Source organism: Actinomadura rugatobispora (genome assembly GCF_055379765.1).
This window is the reverse complement of record NZ_AP029191.1, coordinates 6,216,836-6,241,376: the sequence shown is the minus strand read 5'-3', so window position 1 is coordinate 6,241,376 and position 24,541 is coordinate 6,216,836. Positions and strand designations below refer to the sequence as shown.

Sequence of the window (24,541 nt, the reverse complement as noted above, 5' to 3'; positions counted from 1 at the left end):
CCGAAGTCACGAAAACGGGATTATCTAGACTGCGCGTGCGAGGTTGAGGGAGGAGACCCACGTGCGCAAGGTCCTGATCGCCAACCGCGGTGAGATCGCGGTCCGTATAGCCCGTGCCTGTCGCGATGCGGGGCTCGCCAGTGTCGCGGTGTACGCCGAGCCGGACCTGGACGCGCTGCACGTTCGGGTCGCCGACGAGGCGCACGCCCTGGGCGGGCAGACCGCCGCCGACAGCTACCTGGACATCGACAAGCTCTTGAAGATCGCGGTGGACGCCGGCGCCGACGCCGTCCACCCCGGATACGGCTTCCTGGCCGAGAACGCCGATTTCGCGGCCGCGGTGGAGGGGGCCGGGCTGATCTGGATCGGTCCGCCGCCCGCCGCGATCACCGCGCTGGGCGACAAGGTGCAGGCCCGGCACATCGCGCAGAAGGTCGGGGCGCCGCTGGTCGCCGGCACCAAGGACCCGGTATCGGGGGCCGAGGAGGTCGTGGCCTTCGCCGAGGAGCACGGCCTGCCGATCGCGATCAAGGCGGCGTTCGGCGGCGGCGGGCGCGGCCTGAAGGTGGCCCGCGCGCTGGACGAGGTCGCCGACCTGTACGAGTCGGCGGTGCGCGAGGCCGTGTCGGCGTTCGGGCGGGGCGAGTGCTTCGTGGAGCGCTACCTCGACCGTCCCCGGCACGTGGAGACCCAGTGCCTGGCCGACAAGCACGGCAACGTGGTGGTCGTCTCCACCCGCGACTGCTCGCTGCAGCGCCGCCACCAGAAGCTCGTGGAGGAGGCCCCGGCGCCCTACCTGAGCAAGGAGCAGATGGACCTGCTCTACAACTCGTCCAAGGCCATCCTGAAGGAGGCCGGGTACGTGGGCGCGGGGACGTGCGAGTTCCTGGTCGGCCAGGACGGCACGATCTCCTTCCTGGAGGTCAACACCCGGCTCCAGGTGGAGCACCCGGTGACCGAGGAGGTCGCCGGGATCGACCTGGTCCGGGAGATGTTCCGGATCGCCGACGGCGAGGAGCTGGGCTACGGCGACCCCGAGCTGCGCGGCCACTCGATCGAGTTCCGGATCAACGCCGAGGACCCGGGCCGCAACTTCCTGCCCGCCGTGGGCACCCTGACCGCCTGGCAGCCGCCGTCCGGCCCGGGCGTGCGGCTGGACACCGGCTGCGTGGAGGGCCAGACCATCCCGCAGCAGTTCGACTCCATGATCGCCAAGCTGATCGTGACCGGCGCGACCCGGCGCCAGGCCGTCGAACGCTCCCGGCGCGCCCTGGCCGAGTTCACCGTCGAGGGGATGCCGACCGTGCTCCCCTTCCACAAGGCCGTGCTGGACGACCCCGCCTTCATCCCCGACGACGACGCGGAGCCGTTCTCCGTCCACACCCGGTGGATCGAGACCGAGTTCGACAACAACCTGCCCCCCTACGAGGGCGATGTCGCCGAGGACGAGGCGGCGGGCGACCGCGAGCGGGTGACCGTGGAGGTCGGCGGCAAGCGGATCGAGGTCGTACTGCCCGCCGGCCTGGGCGCCTCCGCCGCGCCCGCGGCCGGCGCCTCCGCCCCCGCCAAGCGGCGGGCCGGCAAGAAGGGCGGCAAGGCCCAGGCGTCCGGCGACGCGCTGGTCAGCCCGATGCAGGGCACGATCGTCAAGCTGGTCGCCGAGGAGGGCGCGACCGTGGCGGCCGGCGACCCGATCGTGGTCCTGGAGGCCATGAAGATGGAGCAGCCGCTGAACGCGCACAAGGCCGGCACCGTCACCGGGCTGGCGGCCGAGGTCGGCCAGACCGTCTCCAACGGCGCCGTGATCTGCGAGATCAAGGACGCCTGAGCACGACACCCCAGCAGGCCCTCGGCTCCCGGACCCGGGAACCGGGGGCCTGTTCTGTTGCGGTATTTAGGGCGGTTCCGTGATGCGAATCGGGTATGTCCCTGTTAGTCGGAACGGACGGCTGGGTCTGCTCGTCTACCTGGTGAGGAGGCAGACTCTAATCATGAACACCGAACCCCGGGGGCAGCGGGCGGTACGCCGCGGCGCGCTGGCGGCGGTCGCCGCCGCCGCACTCGTGCTGCTGTTCGGCTTCGCCGCGCCCGCCCAGGCGGACGACAACCCCTCCACCATCGCCAACGGCCTCGCCTCGTCCAGGCTCTACGTCACCCAGGACGCCCGCGGCCAGGTCACCATCGACCAGAACGCCGTCCTGGCGTCCCTCAACGGCAGCCCCGACGCCGACATCCGCGCCGTCGTGGTCCGCAACGGCGTCGGCCAGCAGGCCATGGGCCGCATGCTCGTCGGCGTCAAGGACCGCGTGGACAAGGGCGACACCTACGTCGCCATCACCGCCGACGGCACCCGCATGACCGGCATCTCCAAGATGTTCGACAGCGGCGAGATCAACCGGCTCATCGCCCGGTCCGACCCCGGCAGCGGCAACGCCCAGGCCCGCCTGACCGCGTTCGCCGGCCACGCCGAGCAGCAGGCCGACGCCAAGGCCCGCTCCGGCACCATCAGCGGCTTCGTCACGCTCAGCGTGGTCGTCCTGATCATGGCCGGCGCGTTCGGCGCCTTCCTCGTCGCCGGCAAGCGCCGCCGCGAGCGCGAGGCCCGGCAGATGGCCGAGCTCAAGAAGGGCGTCGAGGAGGACGTCATCCTGCTCGGCGAGGACATCGCCGCCCTCGACCTCGACGTCATGGACCACGGCCTCGACCCCGACACCCGCCGCGACTACGAGCGGGCCATGAACTCCTACGACGACGCCAAGACCGCCACCGACCGCGCCGCCAGGCCCACCGACATGGAGGACGTCACCACCGCCCTGGAGAACGGCCGCTACTACATGACCGCCACCCGGGCCCGCCTCGCCGGCGAGGAGGTCCCTCAGCGCCGCGCACCGTGCTTCTTCAACCCGCAGCACGGCCCCTCCGTCAAGGACGTCACCTGGGCGCCCCCAGGCGGCGTCGCCCGCTCCGTCCCCGCCTGCGACGCCGACGCCCAGCGCGTACTCAAGGGCCAGGACCCGGACGTGCGACTCGTCCCCTACGGCGACGGCCGCCGCCCGTACTACGACGCGGGCCCGGCCTACGCCCCCTACGCGGGCGGCTACTACGCCTCGTACGGCGGCCTCGACCTGCTCAGCGGCATGATGATCGGCACCATGCTCGGCTCCATGATGAGCGGCGGCTTCGGCGGCGGCTACGCCGACGCGGGCGCCATGAGCGGCTTCGGCGGCGACGGCGGCGACGTGGGCGGCGGCTGGGACTTCGGCGGCGGCGACTTCGGCGGCGGCTTCTAGCAGTGTTCATCTGGGGGGCCACCCCCCAGACCCCCGGGTCGGGGCGTTCGTGCCCTTGCGCTCGCCTGGAGGCTCGCTCCAGGGCACGCACCCCCCGGTGGGGGCTCCGCCCCCACGCCCCCGGCAGGGAGGGCTCCGCCCCCCTGCACCCCCCAACGGCCATCCATACGTGGAACCTCAATCCCCACAAGTCCACGCACCACCAATGGGCTTGTGGGGCCGTGGACCCCTCAATTCACCATGCGGTGTTGGTGGGGGGTGCAGGGGGGCGGAGCCCCTTGCCGGGGTGGGCGGACCCGTAGCGAGCCCCCAGGCGAGCGAAGGGGCCGATCGCCCCGCCCTGGGGGTCTGGGGGGTGGCCCCCCAGGTAAACACAGCCCCCAGAACTAGAACGCGTGTTCGGCCATCAGTCTTCTTGACGCCTCGGTGATGCTGCCCGAGAGGGACGGGTAGACGGCGAAGGTCTGGGCCAGCTGGTCGACGGTGAGGTGCTGCTGGACGGCCACGGAGACGCCCAGGATCAGTTCGCTGGCGCGTGGGGCGACGATGACGCCGCCCAGGACGATGCCGGTGGACGGGCGGCAGAACACCTTGACGAAGCCGTCCTCGAAGCCCTGCATCTTGGCGCGGGCGTTGCTGAAGAGGGGCAGCATCACGGTGCGGGCGTTGACTTCGCCCAGGTCGACCATCTTCTGGGTGACGCCGACGGAGGCGACTTCGGGGTCGGTGAAGATGTTGGAGGAGACCCAGCCCAGTTTGAGGGGCGTGACGGCCTCGCCCAGGGCGTGCCACATGGCGATGCGGCCCTGCATGCCGGCGACGGAGGCGAGCATGAGGATGCCGGTGCAGTCGCCGGAGGCGTAGATGTGGGGGACGCTGGTGCGGGAGACCTTGTCGACCTCGACGAAGCCGCGGGCGCTCAGGGTGACTCCGGCCTTCTCCAGGCCGATGCCGCGGGTGTTGGGTTCCATGCCGACGGTCATGAGGCAGTGGGAGCCCTCGACCTTGCGGCCGTCCTCGAGGGTGACGATCACGCTGTCGCCGGAACGCTCCACGCCGGCGGCCCTGGACCGGGACATGACGTTCATTCCGCGGCGGAGGAAGACCTCCTGGAGGACGGCGGCGGCGTCGGCGTCCTCGGTGGGGAGGATGCGGTCGCGGGAGGAGACGAGGGTGACGCGGGAGCCGAGGGACAGGTAGGCGCCGGCGAGTTCGGCGCCGGTGACGCCGGAGCCGACCACGATCAGTTCCTCGGGCAGTTCGGGGAGGTCGTAGAGCTGGCGCCAGTTGAGGATGCGCTCGCCGTCGGGTTCGGAGCCGGGCAGCACGCGGGGGGTGGCGCCGGTGGCGATCAGCACGACGTCGGCGATGATGCGGCGTTCGCCGACGGCGACGACGTGCGGTTCGACGAGGCGCGCCTCGCCCCGGACGATCTTGACCTCCTCGTAGGCGAGCCGTTCGGCGACGTCGAACGACTGGGCCCGGGCGAGGTCCTTCACCCGCTTGTTGACGGTGGGCAGGTCGACCTCGAGGCCGCCGACGATGCCGTCGGGGCCGCCGTTGAACCGCAGGCCCAGCCCTTCCGACTCCGACATCACCGCCATCCGGGTGGAGGTCGCGATGAGGGTCTTGGAGGGCACGCAGTCGGTGAGCACGCAGGCGCCACCGGGGCCGTCGCGCTCCACGACGGTCACGTCGGCGCCGAGCTGCGCCGCGACGAGGGCGGCCTCGTAGCCGCCCGGGCCTCCTCCGATGATCACGATGCGGGTCACGTACCCCATTGTTTCTCACTCGCGGGGGTGACCGGACCAGCGGCGCGCCCGGGGAGGTCCCCGCGGGGGCGGGGTCCTGACGTACGCTTGGCGACCGTGGCACTGTACGCGGCGTACGCCTCCAACATGGATCCCGAGCAGATGGCGGCCCGGGCCCCGCATTCGCCGATGCGCGGCACCGGCTGGCTGGCCGGCTGGCGGCTGACTTTCGGCGGCCAGGACGTGGGCTGGGACGGGGCCCTGGCCACGGTGGTCGAGGACGGCGGCGAGCAGGTCTTCGTCGTGCTGTACGACGTTCCGGCGTGGGACGAGGCCGAGCTGGACGCCTGGGAGGGCGCGGCCCTCGGCGTCTACCGGAAGATCCGGGTGCGGGTCTCCACGCTGGAGGAGGACGTGCTGTGCTGGCTGTACGTCCTGGACGACTACGAGGGCGGCCTGCCGTCGGCCCGTTACCTGGGCATTCTCGCGGACGCGGCGGAGTCGGCGGGCGCTCCGGACGACTATGTGAAGGATCTTCGCAACCGGCCGTGCAAGTCGATCGGCGACTAGTGTTCTGCTGGTGACCAACGACGCTTTCGCACTGGCGCGGGCCGCGGCCGATCGGCTGCGCGACCGGACGTCCTTCGATTCCTTCGACGTGGCCCTGGTGATGGGGTCGGGCTGGGTTCCGGCGGCGGACGCGCTGGGCGCGCCGGCGGCGGAGTTCGCGGTGACCGAGTTGCCGGGTTTCGCGGCGCCCGCGGTGGAGGGCCACGCCGGGCGCCTGCGCGCGGTCGAGGTGGGTGGCCGCCGCGCCCTGGTGTTCCTGGGGCGGACGCACCTGTACGAGGGGCTCGGCGTCGACCCGGTGGTGCACGCGGTGCGGACCGCGGTGGCGGCGGGGGTGCGGGCCGTGGTGCTGACGAACGCGGCGGGCGGGCTGCGTCCCGAGCACCAGCAGGTGGGGGATCCGGTGCTGATCTCCGACCATCTGAATCTGACCGGCGGCAACCCGCTGACCGGGGCGACGTTCCTGGACCTGACCGAGGTGTACTCGAAGCGGCTGCGGGAGCTGGCCCGGGAGGTGGAGCCGGCGCTGGCGGAGGGCGTGTACGCGGCGTTCCGCGGCCCGACGTACGAGACGCCGGCGGAGATCCGGATGCTGCGGACGCTGGGCGCCGACCTGGTGGGGATGTCCACGGTGCTGGAGGCGATCGCGGCGCGGCAGGGCGGCGCCGAGGTGCTGGGGGTGTCGCTGGTGACGAACATCGCCGCGGGGCTGGCGGAGGGGCACCTCGACCATGAGGAGGTGCTGGCCGCGGGGCGCGCGGCGGCGAGCCGCATGGGGGCGTTGCTGGCCACGCTGCTTCCCAAGGTCTGAGCGGTGGGGGACGTCGGGTTGCGGCGCCGTGCCGAGGAGTGGCTGGCGCAGGATCCCGATCCGGAGACGGCCGCGGAGCTGGGCGCGATCCTGGCGGCCGGTGACGAGGCGGTGCTGGCGGAGCGTTTCGGGTCCCGGCTGGAGTTCGGTACGGCGGGCCTGCGCGGCGAGCTGGGCGCGGGGCCGAACCGGATGAACCGGGTGACGGTGATGCGGGCGGCCGCGGGGCTGGCCGCGCGGCTGGGCCACGGCGGCGTGGTGATCGGTTACGACGCGCGGTACGGGTCGGAGCGGTTCGCGCTGGACACGGCGGCGGTCGTGACGGGCGCGGGGCTGCGGGCCTGGCTGCTGCCCCGTCCGCTGCCGACGCCGGTGCTGGCGTTCGCCGTGCGGCGTCTGGGGGCGTCGGCGGGGGTGATGGTGACCGCCAGCCACAATCCGCCGCGGGACAACGGCTACAAGGTGTACTGGGGCGACGGGGCGCAGATCGTCCCGCCGCTGGACGCGGAGATCTCGGCGGCGATCGACGCGGTCGGGCGGGTGGACGGGCTGCCGCTGGGCGAGGACTGGACGGTCCTGGGCGACGAGATCGTGGAGGCGTACCTCCAGGCGCTCTCAGGGCTGCCGCTGGGCGACGCGAGGGACGTGCGGGCGGTCTACACGCCGCTGCACGGGGTGGGCCGGGACGTGCTGCTGCGCGCCTTCGAGGGGGCGGGGTTCCCGGCTCCGGAGGTGGTCGCCGAGCAGGCCGAGCCGGATCCGGACTTCCCCACGGTCGCGTTCCCCAACCCGGAGGAGCCGGGGGCGATGGACCTGGCGCTGGAGGCGGCGGCCCGCTCCGGCGCCGATCTGGTGATCGCGAACGATCCGGACGCGGACCGGTGCGCGGTGGCGGTGCCGGACGCGGGCGGCTGGCGGCTGCTGACCGGGGACGAGGTCGGCGGGCTGCTGGCCGAGCACGTGCTGCGCCGGACCTCCGGAGCGGACCGGATGGTCGTGACGACGATCGTGTCGTCGTCGCTGGCGGCGTCGATCGCGCGGGCGCACGGGGCGCGGTTCGCGGAGACCCTCACCGGCTTCAAGTGGATCATGAAGGCGGGCGGGCCCGGGGACCGGATCGTGTTCGGGTACGAGGAGGCGCTGGGCTACAGCGTCGGCGGGATCGTCCGGGACAAGGACGGGGTGGGGGCGGCGCTGACTGTCGCGGCGCTGGCGGCGGAGGCGGCGCGCGAGGGCCGCACTCTCGTGGACCTGCTGGACGACCAGGCCCGCCGGTACGGGCTGCACGCCACGGCGCAGCTGTCGGTCCGGGTGACCGACCTCGCGCTGATCCCCGCGGCGGTCGCCCGCCTGCGGGCCGATCCCCCGGCCGAGCTGGCGGGACGCGCGGTCGAGCGCTTCGAGGACCTCGCGGAGGGCGTGGACGGCCTGCCGCCCACCGAGGGCCTGCGGCTGCGGCTCGCCGCCAGGGACGGGGGCGGGCCCGCGCGGATCGTGGTGCGGCCGTCGGGCACCGAGCCGAAGCTGAAGTGCTACCTGGAGATCGTCCGCCCGGTAGGGGAAGGGGACGACGTGGCCGCCGCCCGCGCGGAGGCCGGCGCCGACCTCGGCGCCCTGCGCGACGCGCTCTCGGCCGTGCTGGCGCTGCCCGCCGGCTAGAGCACCAGGGCGAGGCTGTGTTTCCGAAGTCCCGGCCTGCGTCGCAGTCGCATCACCGTCCAGGTAACGCGCTCGCGCGGTGACACATCGAGCCAGGCGCTAAATGACCAGGGCCAGGATGGCGGTCACGACCACCAGCGCGCCCGGGGCGGCGAGGGCGGCCACCGCCGTCCGCGACCAGACCAGCGCGCCGGTCGCCGTCTCCTTCGTGGCCGTCGCGCCCTTCTCCTTGCGCTTGGGGCGGTGGCGGTCGGCGATCTCGTTGAGCTGCTGGGCGGCGTACGTCGTCGGCGTGCGGCCCTTCAGCTTCGCGGCGGCCCCCTCCGGGGCGCCGCGGCTCTGGCGTGCGGCCCGCGCCTCCGCCTTCGCCTGGGCGCGGGGCGAGGTCTGCAGCACCCACGCCTTCACCGCGCGCACACCGTCGGGGGCCCCGGGGTCGGCGAACGTGAAGACCAGGGCGTGGGCGCCCGTGAGTTCGCGCAGGGCCGCCCACGGCACCCGCGCCTCCCGCAGCGGGTTCCGGACGGTCACCCCGCCCTCGTCGGCGACCACGGCGGGACGCAGCCCCATGACGTAGGCGATGCCGCAGCCGAGCAGCAGCACCCCGGCCATGACCGCCGAGGCCATGTCCCGCCCGCGCCAGGCGATGTCGATGAGGTTGAGCACGGCGAACGCCGTCCACGCCCAGGCGCCCACCCGCGCGGCGGTGGACCGTATCGTCAGCAGCGGGGTCATGTCCGAATCATGCCAGGCGGTCCGCCCGCAGCTCGGCGAACCCGGGCTTGATCACGCCGTTGATCAGCTCCAGCCGCTCGGTGAAGTCGATGAAGGCCGACTTCATCGCGTTCACGGTGAACCACTGCAGGTCGTCCCAGCCGTAGCCGAACGCGTCGACCAGCTTGGCGAACTCCTCGGACGGCGTGGTCCCGCTCATCAGCCGGTTGTCGGTGTTGACCGTCACGCGGAAGCTCAGCCGCCGCAGCAGCCCGATCGGGTGCTCCTCGATCGACTTGGCGGCGCCGGTCTGGATGTTGGACGTCGGGCACATCTCCAGCGGGATCCGCTTGTCGCGCACGTAGGCGGCCAGGCGGCCCAGCTTCGGCGTCCCGTCCTCGTCCTCGGTGATGTCGTCGATGATGCGGACGCCGTGGCCGAGCCGGTCGGCGCCGCACCACTGGATGGCCTGCCAGATGGACGGGAGCCCGAAGCCCTCGCCCGCGTGGATGGTGAAGTGGGCGTTCTCGCGCTGGAGGTACTCGAAGGCGTCGAGGTGGCGGGTGGGCGGGTAACCGGCCTCGGCGCCCGCGATGTCGAACCCGACCACCCCGGCGTCCCGGTAGCGGACGGCCAGCTCGGCGATCTCCATGCTGCGCGCCTGGTGCCGCATGGCGGTGACGAGGGTGCCGACCCTGATGCCGTGGTCGCGGCCGCCCCGCGCGAACCCCTCCAGGACGGCCTCGACGACCCGCTCCAGGGACAGCCCGGTGGCGGTGTGCAGTTCGGGCGCGTAGCGGACCTCCGCGTACACCACGCCGTCGCGGGCCAGGTCCTCGGCGCACTCGTAGGCCACGCGGGTCAGCGCCTCTTCCGACTGCATGACGCCGACGGTGTGCGAGAAGGTCTCCAGGTAGCGCTCCAGCGACCCGGAGTTGGACGCCTCGGTGAACCAGGTGCGGAGGTTCCCGGGGTCGGTGGTCGGCAGATCTCCGTAGCCGCCGTCCCGCGCGAGGTCCACGATGGTCTCCGTGCGCAGCCCGCCGTCCAGGTGGTCGTGCAGCAGGACCTTGGGCGCGCGCCGGATGTCTTCGAGCGACGGACGATCGTTCATCTTCGGAATCTACCCGGCGGCCACTCCCAGCGTGTTGGCAATAGTCGCCTAGAAAACCTGGAACTCCTGGCAGGCGACCGCGGCGCGGGCGATGTCGGGGCCGCGGTCCCAGAGCGCGGCCGGGTCGTCGGGCATCAGGGGCGCCGCCACCGCGTCCATCTTCGGGTACGGCAGCGTCCACGGCAGGAGCTTGCCGGGGTCGGCGGGGTCGGTGAACAGGTCGCGGATCTCCTCGGGGATCTCGGCGGGCTCCTGCCGGGACCACTGGCCGAAGCAGATCGTGGCGGCGTCGATCAGCGCGATCCCCGCGGCCTCGGCCAGCTCGCGGGCCCAGTCGGGGTTCTGCGGGACGGGGCCGCGCTCGTCCAGCAGCCGCTCGAACTCGGCGACCCGGTCCGCGCCGCCCCAGCCCTGCGGCTTGGCACGCCCCTTGATCTCCCAGCCGGGCATGTCGACGGGTCCGAACGCGCCGTCGGGCGAGTATTCGAGGGCGTCCGACCAGTCCGGGCGGTAGTAGTGGTGGCCGAAGATCAGGGCGCCGTTGGGGGTGCGCCACAGCTCCAGGTCGCGGGTGTGCGGGTGCGCGCCCGTCCAGGCCAGGGCGAGGCGGCGCCAGCGGCCGCCGCCGTCGCCGAGCGGCGTGCTCGCCCAGGCGTGCAGGGTCTCCAGGTTCGCGGCGCGGCGGCCGGTCTGCCAGGGCCGGGCGGCGGCCAGCGCGGTCTTTCCGAGCAGGCCGAAGTCGAGCGGCGGGACGAACGCCAGGTCTCCGGCGACGGCGATGGGATGGCCGTGCTCGCCGCGGGGCCGCGCGGCGGCGTCCTCCATGAGCTCGGCCAGCCGCCGGAACCGGGGAACGAGCGGCAGGGACCGGACGACGGGAAGGTCGGGACGGGTCCGCAGCACCTCCGGGAGCGCGGGCTGCGGCTCCAGGCCGAGGATGTCGCGCAGCCGGACCAGCCGGTACAGGCACTGGACGGCGGTGAGGGCGGCCTCGGCGATCTCCTCCCGCAGCCGGACCGAGGTGACGCGCGGGTCGACGGCCTCGGCGGCGGCCAGCGGCCCGGTGAACGCGGCGTCCAGCAGCCGCTCGGCCTGCTCGCGCCCGAGCCCGCGCAGCACCGCCGAGCCGTCCGGGTCGGCGGGTTCCAGGTGCGCCCACCAGCCGGGCGGCGGGACGGCCTCGGGGCCGGTGCCGCGCAGCTTCTCGGCGGAGTACGGCAGCAGCGCGGTGACCGTCCCGTCGTGGGCGGTCACCGTGATTCCGCCACGCGCGTAGGCGACGCGGGCCGGCCCGGGGGCTCCGGGGAAGGTGACCTCCGCGGAGGCCGGGCTTTGGGGGCGGCTGTACCGGGTGGCTTCGTCCAGGGTCAGGACGGGCCCGGCGGCGGGGTCGTCCTCCAGCCGGAAGGTCTGCAAGACGTGGTCAACGTAGCGGGAGGAGTAGGCGTTCTCCCCGTCGTACCAGGTCATGACGCCGTAATTCAGGTCCGGCCCCCGCCGCCGCTCGGCGCGGCCGCCGGGACCGACAATGTGGACGTCGCCGTTGCGGGCGGTCCAGGTGAGGAGTTCACCGTGCTGGAGGACCCGCACCGCGGAGCCGTGGGGCATGGGGGGATGGGCGAGTTCGGCCGGCAGGCCGCCGCGCAGCGTCGCCGACAGCGCGTCCCGAGGGTCGGGCAGCCGGAGCCCGGTACCGAAGTCGGCGTAACCGGCCTCGGCCAGCGGGACCAGGCGGGTCAGGGCGTGATCGAGTTCGGGCAGCGAACCGGAGGCCGCCCGCGCCTTCCAGCCCTCGACCAGGTCGCGGAGCAGATCCCGCAGCGCGGGCACCGAGCAGAAGGCGCGCAGGGCCTCCCTGTAGTCGACGTTGCCGTAATGGCCCAGGTCCTGGACGAACAGGTCGACCTGCACCTCGAACGCGTGCCGTTCCCCGGGCCCGGTCTGGAGTTCCGCCGCCAGGGCCTCGAAGTCGGTCTTCCCGGCACGCCAGCTCGGCGCGTCCACGCGATTCGCGAACGACGTGGTCTTGCTCCGCCGGATGTAGACCGAACCCCCCGGCGGCGGAACCCCCGGATCGCCCAGGTCGGCCTCGGCCGGCCTGTGCGGCGGGGTCCCGGCGAGCCGGTCGGGGGCCTGGTCGACGAGGCGCAGCAGCACCTCGGGCGAGCAGCGGCGGGCGGAGGTGAAGAACCACTCCGGCGGCACGTGCGCGCCCGCGTCCGCCTCGGCCAGGGCCTCCAGCCAGTACTGGCGGATCTCGGCGGCGAGGTCGGCGTCCTCGTCCGGTTCGGCGGCCAGCAGGAGGTCCAGGAGGGCGCGGTCGGCGGCGGCGATCCGCCCGAGCGGCCGGCGGGCGGCCCGCCAGATCGCGTGCGAGGCGGCCGGGAGCACGCCGGTGCGCAGGAGGCGCTCGGCCAGCCTCGCCTCCGCGTCCCCCTTCTTGACGCCCGCGGCCTTGGCCAGGCCCAGCAGGTCGGGGAACACGCGCGCGTACGGGACGAGCCCCACGGCGAAGGCGGCCTCCAGGATCTCCCAGAACCGGTCGTGGGCCTCGTCCGCCGCCAGTTCCGCGCCCATCAGCTTGACGTGGTCGCGCAGCGCCCCCGGCGCGACGGCGCCCCTGGGGGTGAACTCCAGGAACGCGGCATGCAGCACGTCCATGTCCCGCAGGGCCGGATGCTTCTTCTCGACCTTGCGGGCCTCACCGAACGCCCACGTCGCCAGCTCGCCCTCGCCCGCCGCGCCGAACTCCCGGCACGCCTGCTCGAAGAGCGGCGGCACATCGGCGGCGGGCAGCGGCCTGGCCAGCTTGGTCACGCCCGACTTGGCCTTGCGCGGGTCGGCGTTCGCGGCCAGCGCCGCGAGTGCGGGCTGGTGCGGGGAGGGGGTCGTCACGGGGTCCTGCTCCAAGGGATGGGCGATCTTGTCCGGCGACTAAGACCCCGCGGACGGGCCGTCAGTTCCCGCGATCAGCTCCAGATAGAGGGCCGCGGCGCGGTCGAGGTCGAGGCGCCCCTCCCAGATCTCGGACGGATCGTCGGGCACGAGCCGATCGCGGACGGCGAGCAGCTTCCACTGCGGGACGCGGTTGCCCCGGCCGGGCCATTCACCCGCGAACAGGTACCGGAACCGCTCGGGCACCTTGGCCAGGTCGACGAAGTCGTAGCAGACACGGGCGGCCCAGGCCCTGGGCATGCCGGTCCGCTCAGCGAGTTCCCGCGCCCAGGACGGCTCCATGGGCGCCGGGCCGCGCTCGGCCAGGAGCCGGTTCGCCTCGGCGATCCGGTCGGCGCCGCCCCACCCCTGGACGAAGCCCTCGGTCTCGTTGCGCAGGCCCGGGATGTCGGGGGGCGGGCCGAACGCGGCGTCCGGGGAGAACTCCACACCGTAGAGCCGCCTGTCGTCGCCGCGGGGATAGCGGTTCAGGGCGACCAGTGCCCCGTCCGGGGTGCGCCAGACCTCGCCGTTGGAGCCGCGCGCGTCACCGGCCACTTTCGTCAACGACAGCAGCCGCCATCGCCCACTTCCGTCGCCCCACGGCGTGTTCGCCCAGGCGAGGACGTTCGACGGCAGCCGTCCGGGCCGCCCGTCGGGTTCCCAGGCGTGCAGCGCCTGCAGCGCCCGGTAGCCGAGTGCCCAGAACGCGACCCACACCACGTCGTTGGGCGGAACGGGGAAGAGGGCTTCGACACGATCGAGCCGCCGCGTGCCCGGCTCGCCCGACGCCGCGGCCTCCTCCAGCACGCCCGCCAGCCTCCGGATCGCGGCGACGTCCCGGACCTGCGGCCCTGCGGGCAGGCCGGGACGGGTGCGGACGAGACGAGGAATCTCATCCGGCTGTGCGACGCCGAGCGCGTCCCGCAACCGGACCGCGTTCCGCACGCACCAGGCCGCCTGGTCCGCCACGTGGGCGATCCCGTCCCGCAGAAGGGGATCGGACACCCCCGCCAGGGCGGGCGCGTCGTTGACCAGCGCCGCGTCCAGCAGCCGAGCCGCGCCCGCCCGGTCCAGGGAGCGCAGCACGGCGGAACCGCCGGGATCAGCCGGGCCCATCAGCGGCCACCAGGCGGGCGGGAGCACAGGAAGCGCTCCCCCGCCGAACAGCGACTGCGTCGGCTCGAACGCGAGGCGCTCGGTGACCGTCCCGTCGGGGGCGGTGACGCGCAGCACGCCGCGCGCGTACTCGACGCGGCTCGGCGCCCCGGCCCCGGGGAAGACGACCTCCGAACACGACGGGCTGCGCGGCACGAGCGAACAGGTCTCCGGGTCCAGGCTGAGCAGGACCTCTCCACCGCGCCCGACCACGCGGTACGTCTGCCAGCGCCCCCGCTCATACCGCGAGACATAGGACGAGCCGCCGTCGTACCAGGGCATCCCCGACGGGAAGGACTTCTCCTCCCGTGAGCCGTCCGGCCCGTACACCGTGGCCCCGGCGCCCGGAACGTCGACCGTCAACCAGTCGCCGTGCTGGAGCACCGTCCGCCTGTGCCACAGGTACGGGTACTTGGACTGGGACCGCGTCGGCTCCATCGGGTGCGCGAGCTCGGCCCGGATGCCGCCGCGCAGCGTCCGCAGCAATGCCTCCACCGGATCGGCGATCTCCACGCCCTCGCCGAACCCGCCCTCGGCCAGCGCGGCCAGCCGGTGCAGCGCGTGCGCCATCTCGGGAACCGACCCGGACGCCGCCTCAGCCCGCCACTCGCCGACGAGCTCTCGCAGGACGTCCCAGACCGCGGGCTCCCCGTAGAACCGCCGGAACGTCGCGCCTGCGTCGGCCCGCATCCCCCCGGCGAGCTCCTCCACCACCGGCTTGAAGGCTTCGCGCACCCCCGGACCGGCGGCCTCAAGCTCCGCCGCGACCGCCCGCACCGCATCGTCGCGCCTGTACCAGTCAGAGACCGGCGGCCTCCCCCCGACCAGGAAGGGCCGTGCCGGATAGGGCAGGGCGGGATCGTCCCCGACGCCATGCCCCACCTCCGCGAACAGGCCGACGGCCTGCCCCGCGAGGGTCTGCAGAATCCCCGGATCGCACGCACGCGCCACCGTGAAGAACCACGTGGCCGGGACGCGCACGCCCGCCCTGGCGCTCGCCAGCACCGACAACCAGCTACGGCGGGTCTCGCCGACCAGAGCGGGCCGCCGCTCCCCCGTGGGCTCCGCGCCGATGAGCAGGTCCAGCAGCTCCGGATCGGCACAAGTAGCCCGAACCAGCGGATCGTGGGCCGTGTGCCAGAGCCCGTGGGAGGCGTCCGGCATCAGCCCGGCCCGCAGCAGCTTGGCGACGAGGGCGTCCTGCACGTCGTGCTTGGCGGCCCCCGCCGCCTTGCCCAGCCGGACCGCGTACGCGAGGAGCTGCTCGTCGGGGATCCGGCCCGCCGCGAACGAGGCGTCCAGGATCTCCTGGTACCGCCCGTGCGCCTCCTCAGGCCGCAGCCGACCCGCCATCAACCGGACGTGGTCGCGCAGCGTCCCAGGCGCGACCAGCCCCACAGGCGTGAACTCCAGGAACACCCCGTGCAGCCGATCCATGTCCGGGTCCGGTTCGGCCTCGCGCGCCATCGTGAACGCCAGGAGCGCCTCATCCCGCCTCCCCTCGGCGGCGAGGGAGCGGCACAGCCTCTCGTAGTACGGCGCGACCTCACTCGCGGGCACCCCGCGCGCCTCGCGCCTCAGGGCGTCCCGGATCTCACGCTTCTTGCTCATGTTCATCGGTCCCGGACGTAGTAGTCGCCCATCGTGCCGTCGAAGCGGCCCTTGGGGCGGCAGCAGCGTTTGAAAGCGCCGCCCGGAACCGCAGGGGCACGGGTCCTTGCCCCCGAGCTTCTCGATCAGCTCCTTACCAGCGCCGACCGTCCGGTCGCCTCGCTTGACCTGGGTCTCGCTAGAGGGAACCCCCTGCGGCGCTTGCTGATCGGCTCAAAAGGACGCCTCGGCGTCGCGGTCGCGGTACATGACGGACTCCTTCACCCGACGATCAGCGGACAGCCCCGACGCTACGGCCGAGCCCACACCACCGCCACCGAATAACACCCCCGCGAGCGATCAGCACCCCTCACCCCCACATCCCGGGTCGCGGCCGGCCACGATCGATCGCATCGGTGCGCAGTTCGTAGTGCCAGGGTTCGTTCCTGTAGATCTGGCACAGTCCGTAGAACTCAACACCGTCGTCAGTGGCATCCGTCGCCGCTTTGAGCAGCGCCTGGAGCAGATCGGGATTGAGGTTGGCGACGCCGGCATACTTGTCCGCCTCCAGGCCTAGGCAGCGTGGTGTCGCCGGCACGTATGCGGTTTCCGATATGCCGACGATATGGGCCGACTCGTAGCATCGAGGGCGTGCGCGTGTTGATCGTCGAGGACGAGCCCTATCTGGCGGAAGCCATCCGCAACGGACTACGGCTACCGTATCGACACGCGACCAGAGGGGGAGACCGTGGAGAGAACGCCCGGGTTGAGCGTTCGCCTCAAGCTCACCCTCAGCTATGCCGGGTTCCTCATGATCGCCGGCGCCCTGCTGCTCGCGGCGGTGTGGTTGTTCCTCCTGCGTTACGTCCCCGAGCGTCTGCTCATCGTCCCCACCGGCGCCACCAACAATGGTGTTTTTCCCGTCCGGTCCAACCTCCTGCGCGTCTTCGGTCCGAAGGCAGCCGCACTACTGGCGTTCCTGCTGGTGTTCGGCCTCGTGGGAGGGTGGCTCCTCGCCGGCCGGATGCTCGCCCCGCTGACCCGGATCACCGAGGCCACACGCATGGCCGCGACCGGATCGCTCTCCCACCGGATCCGGCTGCAGGGCAGCGATGACGAGTTCCGCGAACTCGCCGACGCCTTCGACACGATGCTCGCACGACTCGAAGCGCACGTCGCCGAACAGCGGAGATTCGCGGCCAACGCCTCTCACGAGTTACGCACCCCGCTGGCGGTCTCGAAGGCACTTCTCGACGTGGCCCGCACCGATCCGGCACACGACGCCGGCGAAGTCATCGACCGCCTCCACGCCGTCAACACCCGAGCGATCGACCTCACCGAAGCACTGCTCCTGCTCAGCCGCGCCGACCAGCGGTCCTTCACCCGAGAACACCTCGACCTGTCCCTCCTCGCGGAAGAAGCCACCGAAACACTCCTCCCCCTCGCCGAGAAGCGTGGCGTCACCATCGAAACCTCCGGCGACATCACCCCCACCTTCGGCTCGCACGCGCTCCTGCTGCAGCTGACCACGAACCTCGTGCACAACGCGATCGTCCACAACCTGCCCGAACAGGGCACCGTGCGGGTGAATACCGGCGTCCGCCCCGAGACCGTGGTGCTCACTGTCGAGAACACCGGCGAGAAGCTCACCCCGCAGCTGGTCTCGACATTCACCGAACCATTCCAGCGCGGCACCGAGCGCATCCACACCGACCACGCGGGCGTCGGCCTCGGCCTGGCCATCGTCCAAACCATCACCCACGCGCACGACGGAACACTCACCCTCACCCCGCGCTCGGCCGGCGGGATCAATATCACCGTGGAACTACCCGCACCGGCCCCGCACATCGGCAGGTGACGAATCCGGGAATTGACGCGCGGCCACTACGGCGAATCTGCGACAGGCGCATTGAGGGCACGGTAAAGCACTGTCATTCGGGTGCCCTGCGCGTGCCCGGCACGCGCAGGGCCTTCTCTTCGCGGTGGCCGCGCGTCAGGGCCGGCCGGTGATGGCTTGTATCTCCCGCTGGATGATCTCCTGGAACGGCACGCCGTCGTAGTTGCCGAGGATGACGCCGACCCAACCGGTGTACGGGTAGATGTTCCAGCTGGCGACGCTGCCGGGGTTGACGCCGGCGCGCCCGATCAACCACTGGCCGTTGACGAGCTTGACCGGCATCGTGTAGGTCCCGAACGTCGCGTCGGCGGGTGCTGCCTGGCCGTCCCGGCCACCTGCCTGGGGGGCATGGGGGATCTTGGCCCCGGTGAGCAGCTCGGCGTAGGGCCGGTCCAGCACCGTGCCGTCGCCCAGCGCGTGCGCGAACCGGACCAGATCCGGCGCGGTGGCGAAGCCGCCGTCCCCGGGGGGATCGATGAAGTTGCGGCCTGGGTTCTTGCCGAGTTGGTACGGGTCCGGGCTGCCCTTGTCCAGGTTGCGGACGGCGTCCACCCGGCTGCCGTCGGCCTGCAGCATGTACGAGTGCGCGATGTGCTCGTCGGTGAGCCACTGCGGCCTGGTGTAGAACGCCGTGCCGGTCATGCCGCAGCGCCCGAAGACGTGTTCCTGGACGTAGTCCCAGTACGTCGTGCCGGTCACGGCCTCCACGATCAGCGCGGGGATGGCGACCTCGGCGCCGGCGTGGTTGGTGGGAGTGCCCGGGGCGGCCACCGGCTTCGCCCGCCGGGCCCACTGCTCGCGGTACTCGCGCACCTCCTCCCGGCTCTGGAAGATGCGTTGCAGGTCCTCCTCCGGGGTGTTCAGCCCGGAGGTGCCCGAGAGCAGGTGGTGGATGGTCACCTTCTCGGCGATCTCCTTGGCGAAGCCCGTCAGGTAGGTGCCCACCGTGTCCCACAGCCTCACCTTGCCCTGCTGCGCCAGCTGCAGGATGGCCACCGCGCCGAACGGCTTGCCCGCCGAGCTGAGGTTGAACGCGACGCCCTGGTGGTTGCGGATCCCCTTCTCCTTGTCGGCCATGCCGTAGCTGCGGGACAGCACGGTCCGGCCCCGGTGCGACAACAGCACCACGCCGGAGAACTTGTCCTCGGCGGCCAACTTCGCCACGTACCGGTCATAGGCTCCGCCGGGCCGGGTGTCCGGCGGGATGTCGGAGCCGGTCGGGGGCGGGTCGGCGTGGCCGGGCCGGGCGTCCGCCAGCTGCGCGCCGGCCGCCACCACGCCGGCGGCGGCCAGCCCGCTCCACCCGAGCAGCCTCCGCCGGTCGACACCACGTACGGAATCCGAGTCCATGATCACGGTCCTTCCTGTGAACTGAGCGTTGATGCGCGGTGGCCCATGCCTCCACTGAAGACGGGGGACTGTTGCGGTGGCGTATGCGATTTTCGATACGCCCGCGATACACGGAATCCCGAACATCAAGGAACCGCGGTGGACCAGGCCACCGCCTGAACGCAGAACTCGCACTCGAACCGCCTCCGCGCAGCCCCGCAACCCACGGATCTGCGCTCGATCGACCGTCCCGCCCGGTCATGGCCGGCCGACGGGCCCGGCTCGACCGACTCGTGACGATCACGAACCGCGACCGTGATCGTCACATGGTGGCTGGGGACACGTTCACGAGGGACGCCGATCCCGAGGCCGTCCGGCTGTGCGCCTCGGGGCTGCTGACCGGCGTACCGCGGGCGGCTCAGCGGCCAGGTACCGGGGCCGGCCGAGGTCGGTCCGACAACTCTGTGGCCGTGGCGCGCCACCAGCGGCGCGATGCCAGGGCGGCCAGCCCGGCACCGGCGGCGTTGATCAGAACGTCGTCCACCGAGGACACCCGGTCCAGCCGCAGGACGTACTGGGCGGTCTCGACCAGGACCGAGCAGCCCGCCGCGAGCGCCAGGATCCGCGGTACCGACGCCAGCGCCGCGAACCGCAGGGGGGGCGAGGAACCCCAGCGCCGCGAACACCAGCAGGTTGCCGACGATCTGGAACGTGTCCATCGTGAGCAGGTCCCGCAGCGGTACCAGGCTCACGACGGCGCCGGCCTCGTCACCCGGCAGCAGGATCATCCATACCCACGGCACCGTCCCGTAGACGATGCCGACCTCGGCCAGCGACATCCGCCATGCCTGCGCGACGCCGGCGGCACTCCGGCGGCGTGCCAGCGCCCACACCGCCAGCGCGGCCAACGGCAGGGCGAGCACCGTGATGAGCACCACGCCGTTGAACGTCCCGACCCAGACGTTCCACCCCGGCCTGCGCAGCGGCATGGACAAGATCCTCAGTACCGGGCCGCCCAGGCCGAACGCGGCGATCGCCGCCGCGAGGATCCCCAGACCGACGAGCACGATCCTGCGCGTACGACGGGCTGGAGCTGACAATGATGCGCTCTGATCCATGCCCGCATTGAAGCCGGAAGGCTGTATCGCGGGCGTATGCGTTTTTTCGATGCGCTGGACGACTCGTCCGTGGACACCGTCCCGCCGAGCACCCAGGACGAGCTCGCCGTCACGCCCGCGAGTCGCGGTCGCGGTACATGACGGACTCGTTCACCCGGAGGGCCAACGGCCAGCCTCCGACGCTACGGCCGAGCCCACACCACCCGCCACCGATTAACGCCCCATCACATGCTCTTGAGAGCCTCCGCAAAGCGCCGGAAGTCTCGACGACTCACCAGCATCTTGGGCCCATCGGGATCCTTGCTGTCACGGAACGAGACGACGTTCAGAAAACCAGCAAGCTCGACGCAATTATCCCCCGACTCATTACTGCGAGACGTTTTCCGCCACACAGCATTGGTTTCAGGTCCATGCATTAAGGCACTCCCTTGATGCACTCAGCAAACCGCCGAAAATCACCGCGGACCACCACGAGCCAGGGGCCATCGGGGTCCTTACTGTCACGGATCATGACGCCCCCCGGAGAAGAAGCCACCTCGACACAGTTGGAACCGTCTTCTTTGCTGCGGGCCGCCCTGCGCCACACGACATTACTCAGGTCCATCTTTCGTCAATCACCTTCCGAATGAGCGTAAGCGTGTCTTTTATGTTCAACGCTTCAGCTTGCAACATAGCGAAAGTCTCACTCACAAGCGCTACATGTTGAAGGTCAGTTGTGGTTTCGCCGCCATATGCGTTGTCAGTGTATACCACTTGACGCTGGTCACTTTGAGTAGCGATGACGAAGGGGGCCCAGACGTTGCGGATGTAACAGATCGGAGCTATCTGTAGGCCAACCTTGCTTCGACACGACAATTCCACGAGATGCTCGAGCTGCTGCCTCATCACCGCTTTTCCACCGACTTCTCGATAGAGAACAGTCTCGTCCATCACCACGCAAATAGTGGGCGCGGGCACCCGGTCGATGATTGCCTGTCGCCGCATCCTGTTCTTGAGCGCCTCCTCGTCGTTCAGTAGAGCACTCGCATAGTCTTCGGTCTGAAACAATCCATAAACAATTCTTTCCTCAAAAGCGCGGAGCATGATCGCGGACTGCTCGGCCTTGGGGAAGTTGACGAAGAACTTGGGGTACTTGTCCGACTTGATCGATTCTAGTAGCTCGTCCCACGCTTCGACGATGGTCGTGCCGGACTTGAGCGCCCGATCCAGACGCAGGGCGAAGTCACGGCGGCACCGCGTCCGCCCGGACTCGATCTGGGTGATGTAGCTGCGGGTCACGTTGACCATGCCGGCCAGCTGTTCCTGGTTGAGGCCAGCGGCCTTGCGCAGGCGCCTGACCTCCGCACCGAAGCTCAGGAACTCGGGCTTGATCTTGCTGAGGGCAGGCATGGCAACTCCATTTGTTAGCGAGCCCGGTAGTGGTCGTTAGCTTTCGGGTAGTCCTTCGGCGGTCTCCTGAGAGCATACGCACTCCTGTGACTGGATGGTGGTCGTTCGAGCACTTAGGGTGACCGGTCTGCGAATCCGGCGTATAGCGCCGGGGCCACGGCCAGGGTCACACGCCATCCATGGGAGGGATCTGGCGATGTCAGTAGCGGCTCTTGCTCCGGAGACGCCGTCTCTCGTCCTGGAGCCGACGGATCGGGCGCCTGGGCTGGCGCGGCGCTTCCTTGTGGAGCGGTACCGGGAACTCGGGCTCGGGGACGACTACGTCGGCCGGCTGGTGGTTACCGAACTCGTTACCAACGCCTATCGGCATGCGGGGGGCGGGGCCATCGTCGTCCGCGTCTTCCGGCAGGAGGGCTTGGTCGTCATCGAGGTCTGGGATCAGGGGGCCGGGCTGCCGGTGGTTCGCGCCGAGGATCACGAGGCGACGTGTGGGCGCGGGCTGCTGCTCGTGACCGAACTCGTCCACGACTGGGGCGTCCGCCCGCTGAACGAGGAGGGCAAGGTCATCTGGGCTCGCTGCGCCCTCTGATCAGCAGTTCGGCTCCCCCGCACGGTCCGTCATTGTGTCCGCATGGCGGTTCCGCACGGCGTGAGCGCGTTCGTAAGGTTCCGAGCAGGGGGCCGACGGAAAGGGATCTGTGAGCATGGGGAAGCACAAGAAGAAGATTCCGTGTGGCGCGTGCAACGGCCAGAAGGGAAAGTGGGAGTCCGACGACGGGAACAAGGTCTGGAGGCCCTGCGTGATGTGCAACGGGACGGGAGAGCAGTGAAGGCACGCGATGCTCTAGCAGCCGTCCCCAGGGAGCCGTTCATCCCTGATGAGATCTTCGTGCGCAACGAGGCGGGCTGGCTGGAGCCGCTACGCCGGTCCGAGGACCCCGATCGGTGGCGGGAACAGGTGGAGGCGGACGCCCCCATCGTGACTCGGGTCGGGCCGGATCCCACACTTCCGGTGGAAATGTGCGACCCGTCCACGGGACGGGGGATGCAGTCCACCAGTTCCAGCAGCGCCCCGTTCATCATGGCGCGGCTCATTGACTTTCTGGAACTGGAGCCGGGCATGCGGGTTCTGGAAATCGGGACCGGCACCGGATACAACGCGGCCGTGCTCGCCAAGATCGCCGGGCCGGGCAATGTCTTCAGCGTCGAGATAGACCCCGTGGCCACGTCCAGAGCCCGCATATCGCTCAAATCCGTCAATTCCCCCGCGACGGTGGTGACGGGGGACGGCGAACAGGGCCATCTGCCTGGGGCGCCCTATGACAGGCTCATCGCCACGGCCTCCGCTCACACCATCCCCTACGCGTGGGTTGAGCAGACCCGGCCCGGTGGGCTGATCCTGGTCCCGCTGGCGGCCACAGCGCATCCTGAGTGGCCCCTTGCCGCACTCAGAGTCCAAGCGGACGGAAGAACCGCTCAAGGGTGGTGTGTCGCGCCCTCGCCGTTCATGCCGCTACGCGCACAGCACGTCTCCCCCAAAGCCGTCCAGGACGCAGAGGAACGATGGAAGAAGGCTGGTGAGCCTGATCTTGTGCGGTACGGCGTGACTGTGACGGGTGAGGGGCAGGCGGTCTGGCTTGATTCGCCGGACAACCCGATCGTCTCCTGAAGGCGGGACCGGCCTCACGCGGAGAGCGGACGGAATCCAGCAAAGTGCCCCGTGCGTACGGTCAATGTGGCCGCCCGGAGATTCCGCATGATGTAACCCGACTCGAGGCCCGTTCCTGGCCATTCCACCTCGAGTCGCCCCCCAAGGGCGCCGAGCGGCCCAGTGCCACCGGCTCCTTCCTGGCCATCCGACCGTGTGTGTCGTCCGCCGTGCGCCTACCGCTCCCGGACGGTGTAGGTCAGGTGCGTGCCCTCGGGGAGGGCTCCGCGCGGACCGGTTCCAGGGCCACGCGGCCCGCGTCCACGCCCTCGAACAGGCGGATTCCAGAGCCGAACAGCACGGGTGAGAGCGCGATCGAGAACTCGTCGATCAGGCCGGCGTTCACGTACTCCAGGATCGTCGCGCCGCCGCCCGCGATGCGGACGTCCCGATCGCCGGCGGCCTCCCGGGCCTGGTCGAGCGCGGACTCGATGCCGTCGTTGACGAAGTGGAAGGTGGTCCCGCCCGGCCGCTCCCAGGGGTCGCGCTTCTCGTGCGTCACGACGAAGACCGGAGTGTGGAACGGCGCCTCCTCCGGCCACATCTGCTCGCCGGCGTGGACGACCGGGGACGGCCCAAGGCGTTGTTCGACGCGACGGCCGGATGGCTGCGGGAGCGGCGGGTGCTGCTACCGGAGGCCACGGCATTGGAACGGCTGTGCGGGAGGCGGCCAACGAGCCTGATCCTCTCGTTTGCGGCTGGTGACACGTCAGTTAACGGCGCCCCGAATCATGTGAGGCGCCGCCACTCCGCCAGCAGAGCCCCACCCCACAGCGCCCGCCACACGACAGCCAGCCGGCTTCCCGAACACCGACGTCTCAGGGCCAACCGGACACCCGAGGCGGAAGGAACGACGCCCGGCGAGTCACGTCACAGTCAGGAGGGCGGTCTGTTGCGCCGCCCATTGGGCGGCGGCGTCGGCGACCGGAATCGTCGGGTTGACGAGCCACGCCGCCTCGAGGCCGTAGCAGAAGGCGATGATCTCCATGGCTTTCAGCCGCGGGTCCACGTCGTCGCGCATTTCGCCCCGTTTCTGGGCGGACCGCAAGGTCGCCGCGACGCGGTCGATCGTCGTCCGGTAGCCCTCGGCCACGCGGGGGTGGAGGTCGGTGTCCTTGCCGACGTTCTCCGCGAGCACCACCGTGTTCAGGCCGATCAGGCTGTACACGCTGTCGTCCTGCGGGTGGCTCGGCCAGTCGGCCATGTGCCTTGCGATGATCCACAGGATTCCGAGGCCGGGATCGGGCCCGTCGCCCCACAGCCACTGCTCGGTGAACGCCAGGTAGCGATCGAGCACGGCATTGAGCAGCGCCTCCTTGCTGCCGAAGTGATACAGCAGCCCGGCCTGCGACACGCCTGCTTCGGCCGCGACGTCGCTGAGGCTGGTGCCCCGTGCTCCGTTGCGCGCGATGAACCGCACGGCGACCTCGACGATGCGCTCCCGAGTCTCGATGCCCTTGGCCGACGAAGTCTTGGGCCTTGGGGAAGGGGGCACGGCTGGTTCTCCCT

General features: G+C 71.2%; 21 protein-coding genes. 8 read left to right on the top strand and 13 right to left on the bottom strand.

Annotated features, from left to right (window positions below):
* Window positions 1-61 precede the first annotated feature (61 nt).
* Window positions 62-1,828 carry an acetyl/propionyl/methylcrotonyl-CoA carboxylase subunit alpha gene (locus ACZ466_RS28035; protein WP_378282675.1) on the top strand — a complete coding sequence of 589 codons (1,767 nt, stop codon included), beginning with the start codon at window positions 62-64 and terminating at the stop codon, window positions 1,826-1,828.
* Window positions 1,829-1,991: 163 nt separating this feature from the next.
* Window positions 1,992-3,290 carry a hypothetical protein gene (locus tag ACZ466_RS28030; RefSeq protein ID WP_378282676.1) on the top strand — a complete coding sequence of 433 codons (1,299 nt, stop codon included), beginning with the start codon at window positions 1,992-1,994 and terminating at the stop codon, window positions 3,288-3,290.
* A 386-nt stretch (window positions 3,291-3,676) separates the two neighbouring features.
* Here the strand turns inward: ACZ466_RS28030 and ACZ466_RS28025 are convergent, their stop codons facing one another.
* A complete protein-coding gene (locus ACZ466_RS28025) occupies window positions 3,677-5,062 on the bottom strand; it encodes an NAD(P)H-quinone dehydrogenase (RefSeq protein ID WP_378282677.1) in 1,386 nt (461 codons plus the stop codon).
* Between the two features lie 96 nt (window positions 5,063-5,158).
* Here ACZ466_RS28025 and ACZ466_RS28020 point away from each other — a divergent pair, with 96 nt between their 5' ends.
* From ACZ466_RS28020 to ACZ466_RS28010, 3 genes are read left to right on the top strand one after another with little or no spacing between them, the layout of a single operon-like run.
* Window positions 5,159-5,611: a gamma-glutamylcyclotransferase gene (locus ACZ466_RS28020; RefSeq protein WP_378282678.1), complete on the top strand. Its 453-nt coding sequence runs from the start codon at window positions 5,159-5,161 to the stop codon at window positions 5,609-5,611.
* 10 nt (window positions 5,612-5,621) lie between these two features.
* A complete protein-coding gene (locus ACZ466_RS28015; RefSeq protein WP_378282679.1) occupies window positions 5,622-6,422 on the top strand; it encodes a purine-nucleoside phosphorylase in 801 nt (266 codons plus the stop codon).
* Window positions 6,423-6,425: 3 nt separating this feature from the next.
* Window positions 6,426-8,081, top strand: coding sequence for a phospho-sugar mutase (locus ACZ466_RS28010; RefSeq protein ID WP_378282680.1), 1,656 nt, complete (start codon window positions 6,426-6,428; stop codon window positions 8,079-8,081).
* A gap of 99 nt (window positions 8,082-8,180) precedes the next feature.
* On the opposite strand, the gene ACZ466_RS28005 is transcribed toward ACZ466_RS28010, so the two are convergent.
* The 5 genes from ACZ466_RS28005 to ACZ466_RS27985 all read right to left on the bottom strand — a co-directional run bounded on the left by ACZ466_RS28005 (window position 8,181) and on the right by ACZ466_RS27985 (window position 16,189).
* Window positions 8,181-8,816, bottom strand: coding sequence for a PH domain-containing protein (locus ACZ466_RS28005; protein WP_378282681.1), 636 nt, complete (start codon window positions 8,814-8,816; stop codon window positions 8,181-8,183).
* A 7-nt stretch (window positions 8,817-8,823) separates the two neighbouring features.
* The gene (locus ACZ466_RS28000; protein WP_378282682.1) at window positions 8,824-9,909 is read right to left on the bottom strand and encodes an adenosine deaminase; all 1,086 of its coding nucleotides are present in this window, start codon (window positions 9,907-9,909) and stop codon (window positions 8,824-8,826) included.
* Window positions 9,910-9,957: 48 nt separating this feature from the next.
* On the bottom strand, window positions 9,958-12,804 hold the full coding sequence (locus ACZ466_RS27995) for a hypothetical protein (protein WP_378282683.1): 2,847 nt from the start codon (window positions 12,802-12,804) through the stop codon (window positions 9,958-9,960).
* 39 nt (window positions 12,805-12,843) lie between these two features.
* Window positions 12,844-15,006, bottom strand: a complete 2,163-nt coding sequence (locus ACZ466_RS27990; RefSeq protein ID WP_464041714.1) for a hypothetical protein — start codon at window positions 15,004-15,006, stop codon at window positions 12,844-12,846.
* A gap of 955 nt (window positions 15,007-15,961) precedes the next feature.
* Complete coding sequence (locus ACZ466_RS27985) at window positions 15,962-16,189, bottom strand: hypothetical protein (RefSeq protein ID WP_378282685.1); 228 nt, start codon at window positions 16,187-16,189, stop codon at window positions 15,962-15,964.
* 213 nt (window positions 16,190-16,402) lie between these two features.
* Between ACZ466_RS27985 and ACZ466_RS27980 the strand changes: the two genes are divergently transcribed.
* On the top strand, window positions 16,403-17,449 hold the full coding sequence (locus tag ACZ466_RS27980; protein ID WP_464041713.1) for a sensor histidine kinase: 1,047 nt from the start codon (window positions 16,403-16,405) through the stop codon (window positions 17,447-17,449).
* A 135-nt stretch (window positions 17,450-17,584) separates the two neighbouring features.
* On the opposite strand, the gene ACZ466_RS27975 is transcribed toward ACZ466_RS27980, so the two are convergent.
* The 5 genes from ACZ466_RS27975 to ACZ466_RS27955 form a co-directional block, all read right to left on the bottom strand.
* The gene (locus ACZ466_RS27975) at window positions 17,585-18,838 is read right to left on the bottom strand and encodes a serine hydrolase domain-containing protein (RefSeq protein ID WP_378282687.1); all 1,254 of its coding nucleotides are present in this window, start codon (window positions 18,836-18,838) and stop codon (window positions 17,585-17,587) included.
* 125 nt (window positions 18,839-18,963) lie between these two features.
* Window positions 18,964-19,884, bottom strand: a complete 921-nt coding sequence (locus tag ACZ466_RS27970) for a hypothetical protein (protein ID WP_464043998.1) — start codon at window positions 19,882-19,884, stop codon at window positions 18,964-18,966.
* Between the two features lie 275 nt (window positions 19,885-20,159).
* Window positions 20,160-20,351, bottom strand: a complete 192-nt coding sequence (locus ACZ466_RS27965) for a DUF397 domain-containing protein (protein WP_378282689.1) — start codon at window positions 20,349-20,351, stop codon at window positions 20,160-20,162.
* Window positions 20,351-20,539 (bottom strand): DUF397 domain-containing protein, encoded by a 189-nt coding sequence (locus ACZ466_RS27960; protein ID WP_378282690.1) that lies wholly within the window; start codon window positions 20,537-20,539, stop codon window positions 20,351-20,353. The genes ACZ466_RS27965 and ACZ466_RS27960 overlap by 1 nt, the downstream gene beginning before the upstream one ends.
* On the bottom strand, window positions 20,530-21,324 hold the full coding sequence (locus ACZ466_RS27955) for a helix-turn-helix domain-containing protein (RefSeq protein ID WP_378282691.1): 795 nt from the start codon (window positions 21,322-21,324) through the stop codon (window positions 20,530-20,532). The genes ACZ466_RS27960 and ACZ466_RS27955 overlap by 10 nt, the downstream gene beginning before the upstream one ends.
* 196 nt (window positions 21,325-21,520) lie before the next feature.
* Here ACZ466_RS27955 and ACZ466_RS27950 point away from each other — a divergent pair, with 196 nt between their 5' ends.
* Both ACZ466_RS27950 and ACZ466_RS27945 read left to right on the top strand, forming a co-directional pair.
* Window positions 21,521-21,913 carry an ATP-binding protein gene (locus ACZ466_RS27950; protein WP_378282692.1) on the top strand — a complete coding sequence of 131 codons (393 nt, stop codon included), beginning with the start codon at window positions 21,521-21,523 and terminating at the stop codon, window positions 21,911-21,913.
* Window positions 21,914-22,213: 300 nt separating this feature from the next.
* On the top strand, window positions 22,214-22,993 hold the full coding sequence (locus ACZ466_RS27945) for a methyltransferase domain-containing protein (RefSeq protein WP_378282693.1): 780 nt from the start codon (window positions 22,214-22,216) through the stop codon (window positions 22,991-22,993).
* Window positions 22,994-23,231: 238 nt separating this feature from the next.
* Here the strand turns inward: ACZ466_RS27945 and ACZ466_RS27940 are convergent, their stop codons facing one another.
* Both ACZ466_RS27940 and ACZ466_RS27935 read right to left on the bottom strand, forming a co-directional pair.
* Window positions 23,232-23,576: a dihydrofolate reductase family protein gene (locus ACZ466_RS27940; RefSeq protein WP_378282694.1), complete on the bottom strand. Its 345-nt coding sequence runs from the start codon at window positions 23,574-23,576 to the stop codon at window positions 23,232-23,234.
* Window positions 23,577-23,897: 321 nt separating this feature from the next.
* Window positions 23,898-24,527, bottom strand: a complete 630-nt coding sequence (locus tag ACZ466_RS27935; protein WP_378282695.1) for a TetR/AcrR family transcriptional regulator — start codon at window positions 24,525-24,527, stop codon at window positions 23,898-23,900.
* Window positions 24,528-24,541 lie beyond the last annotated feature (14 nt).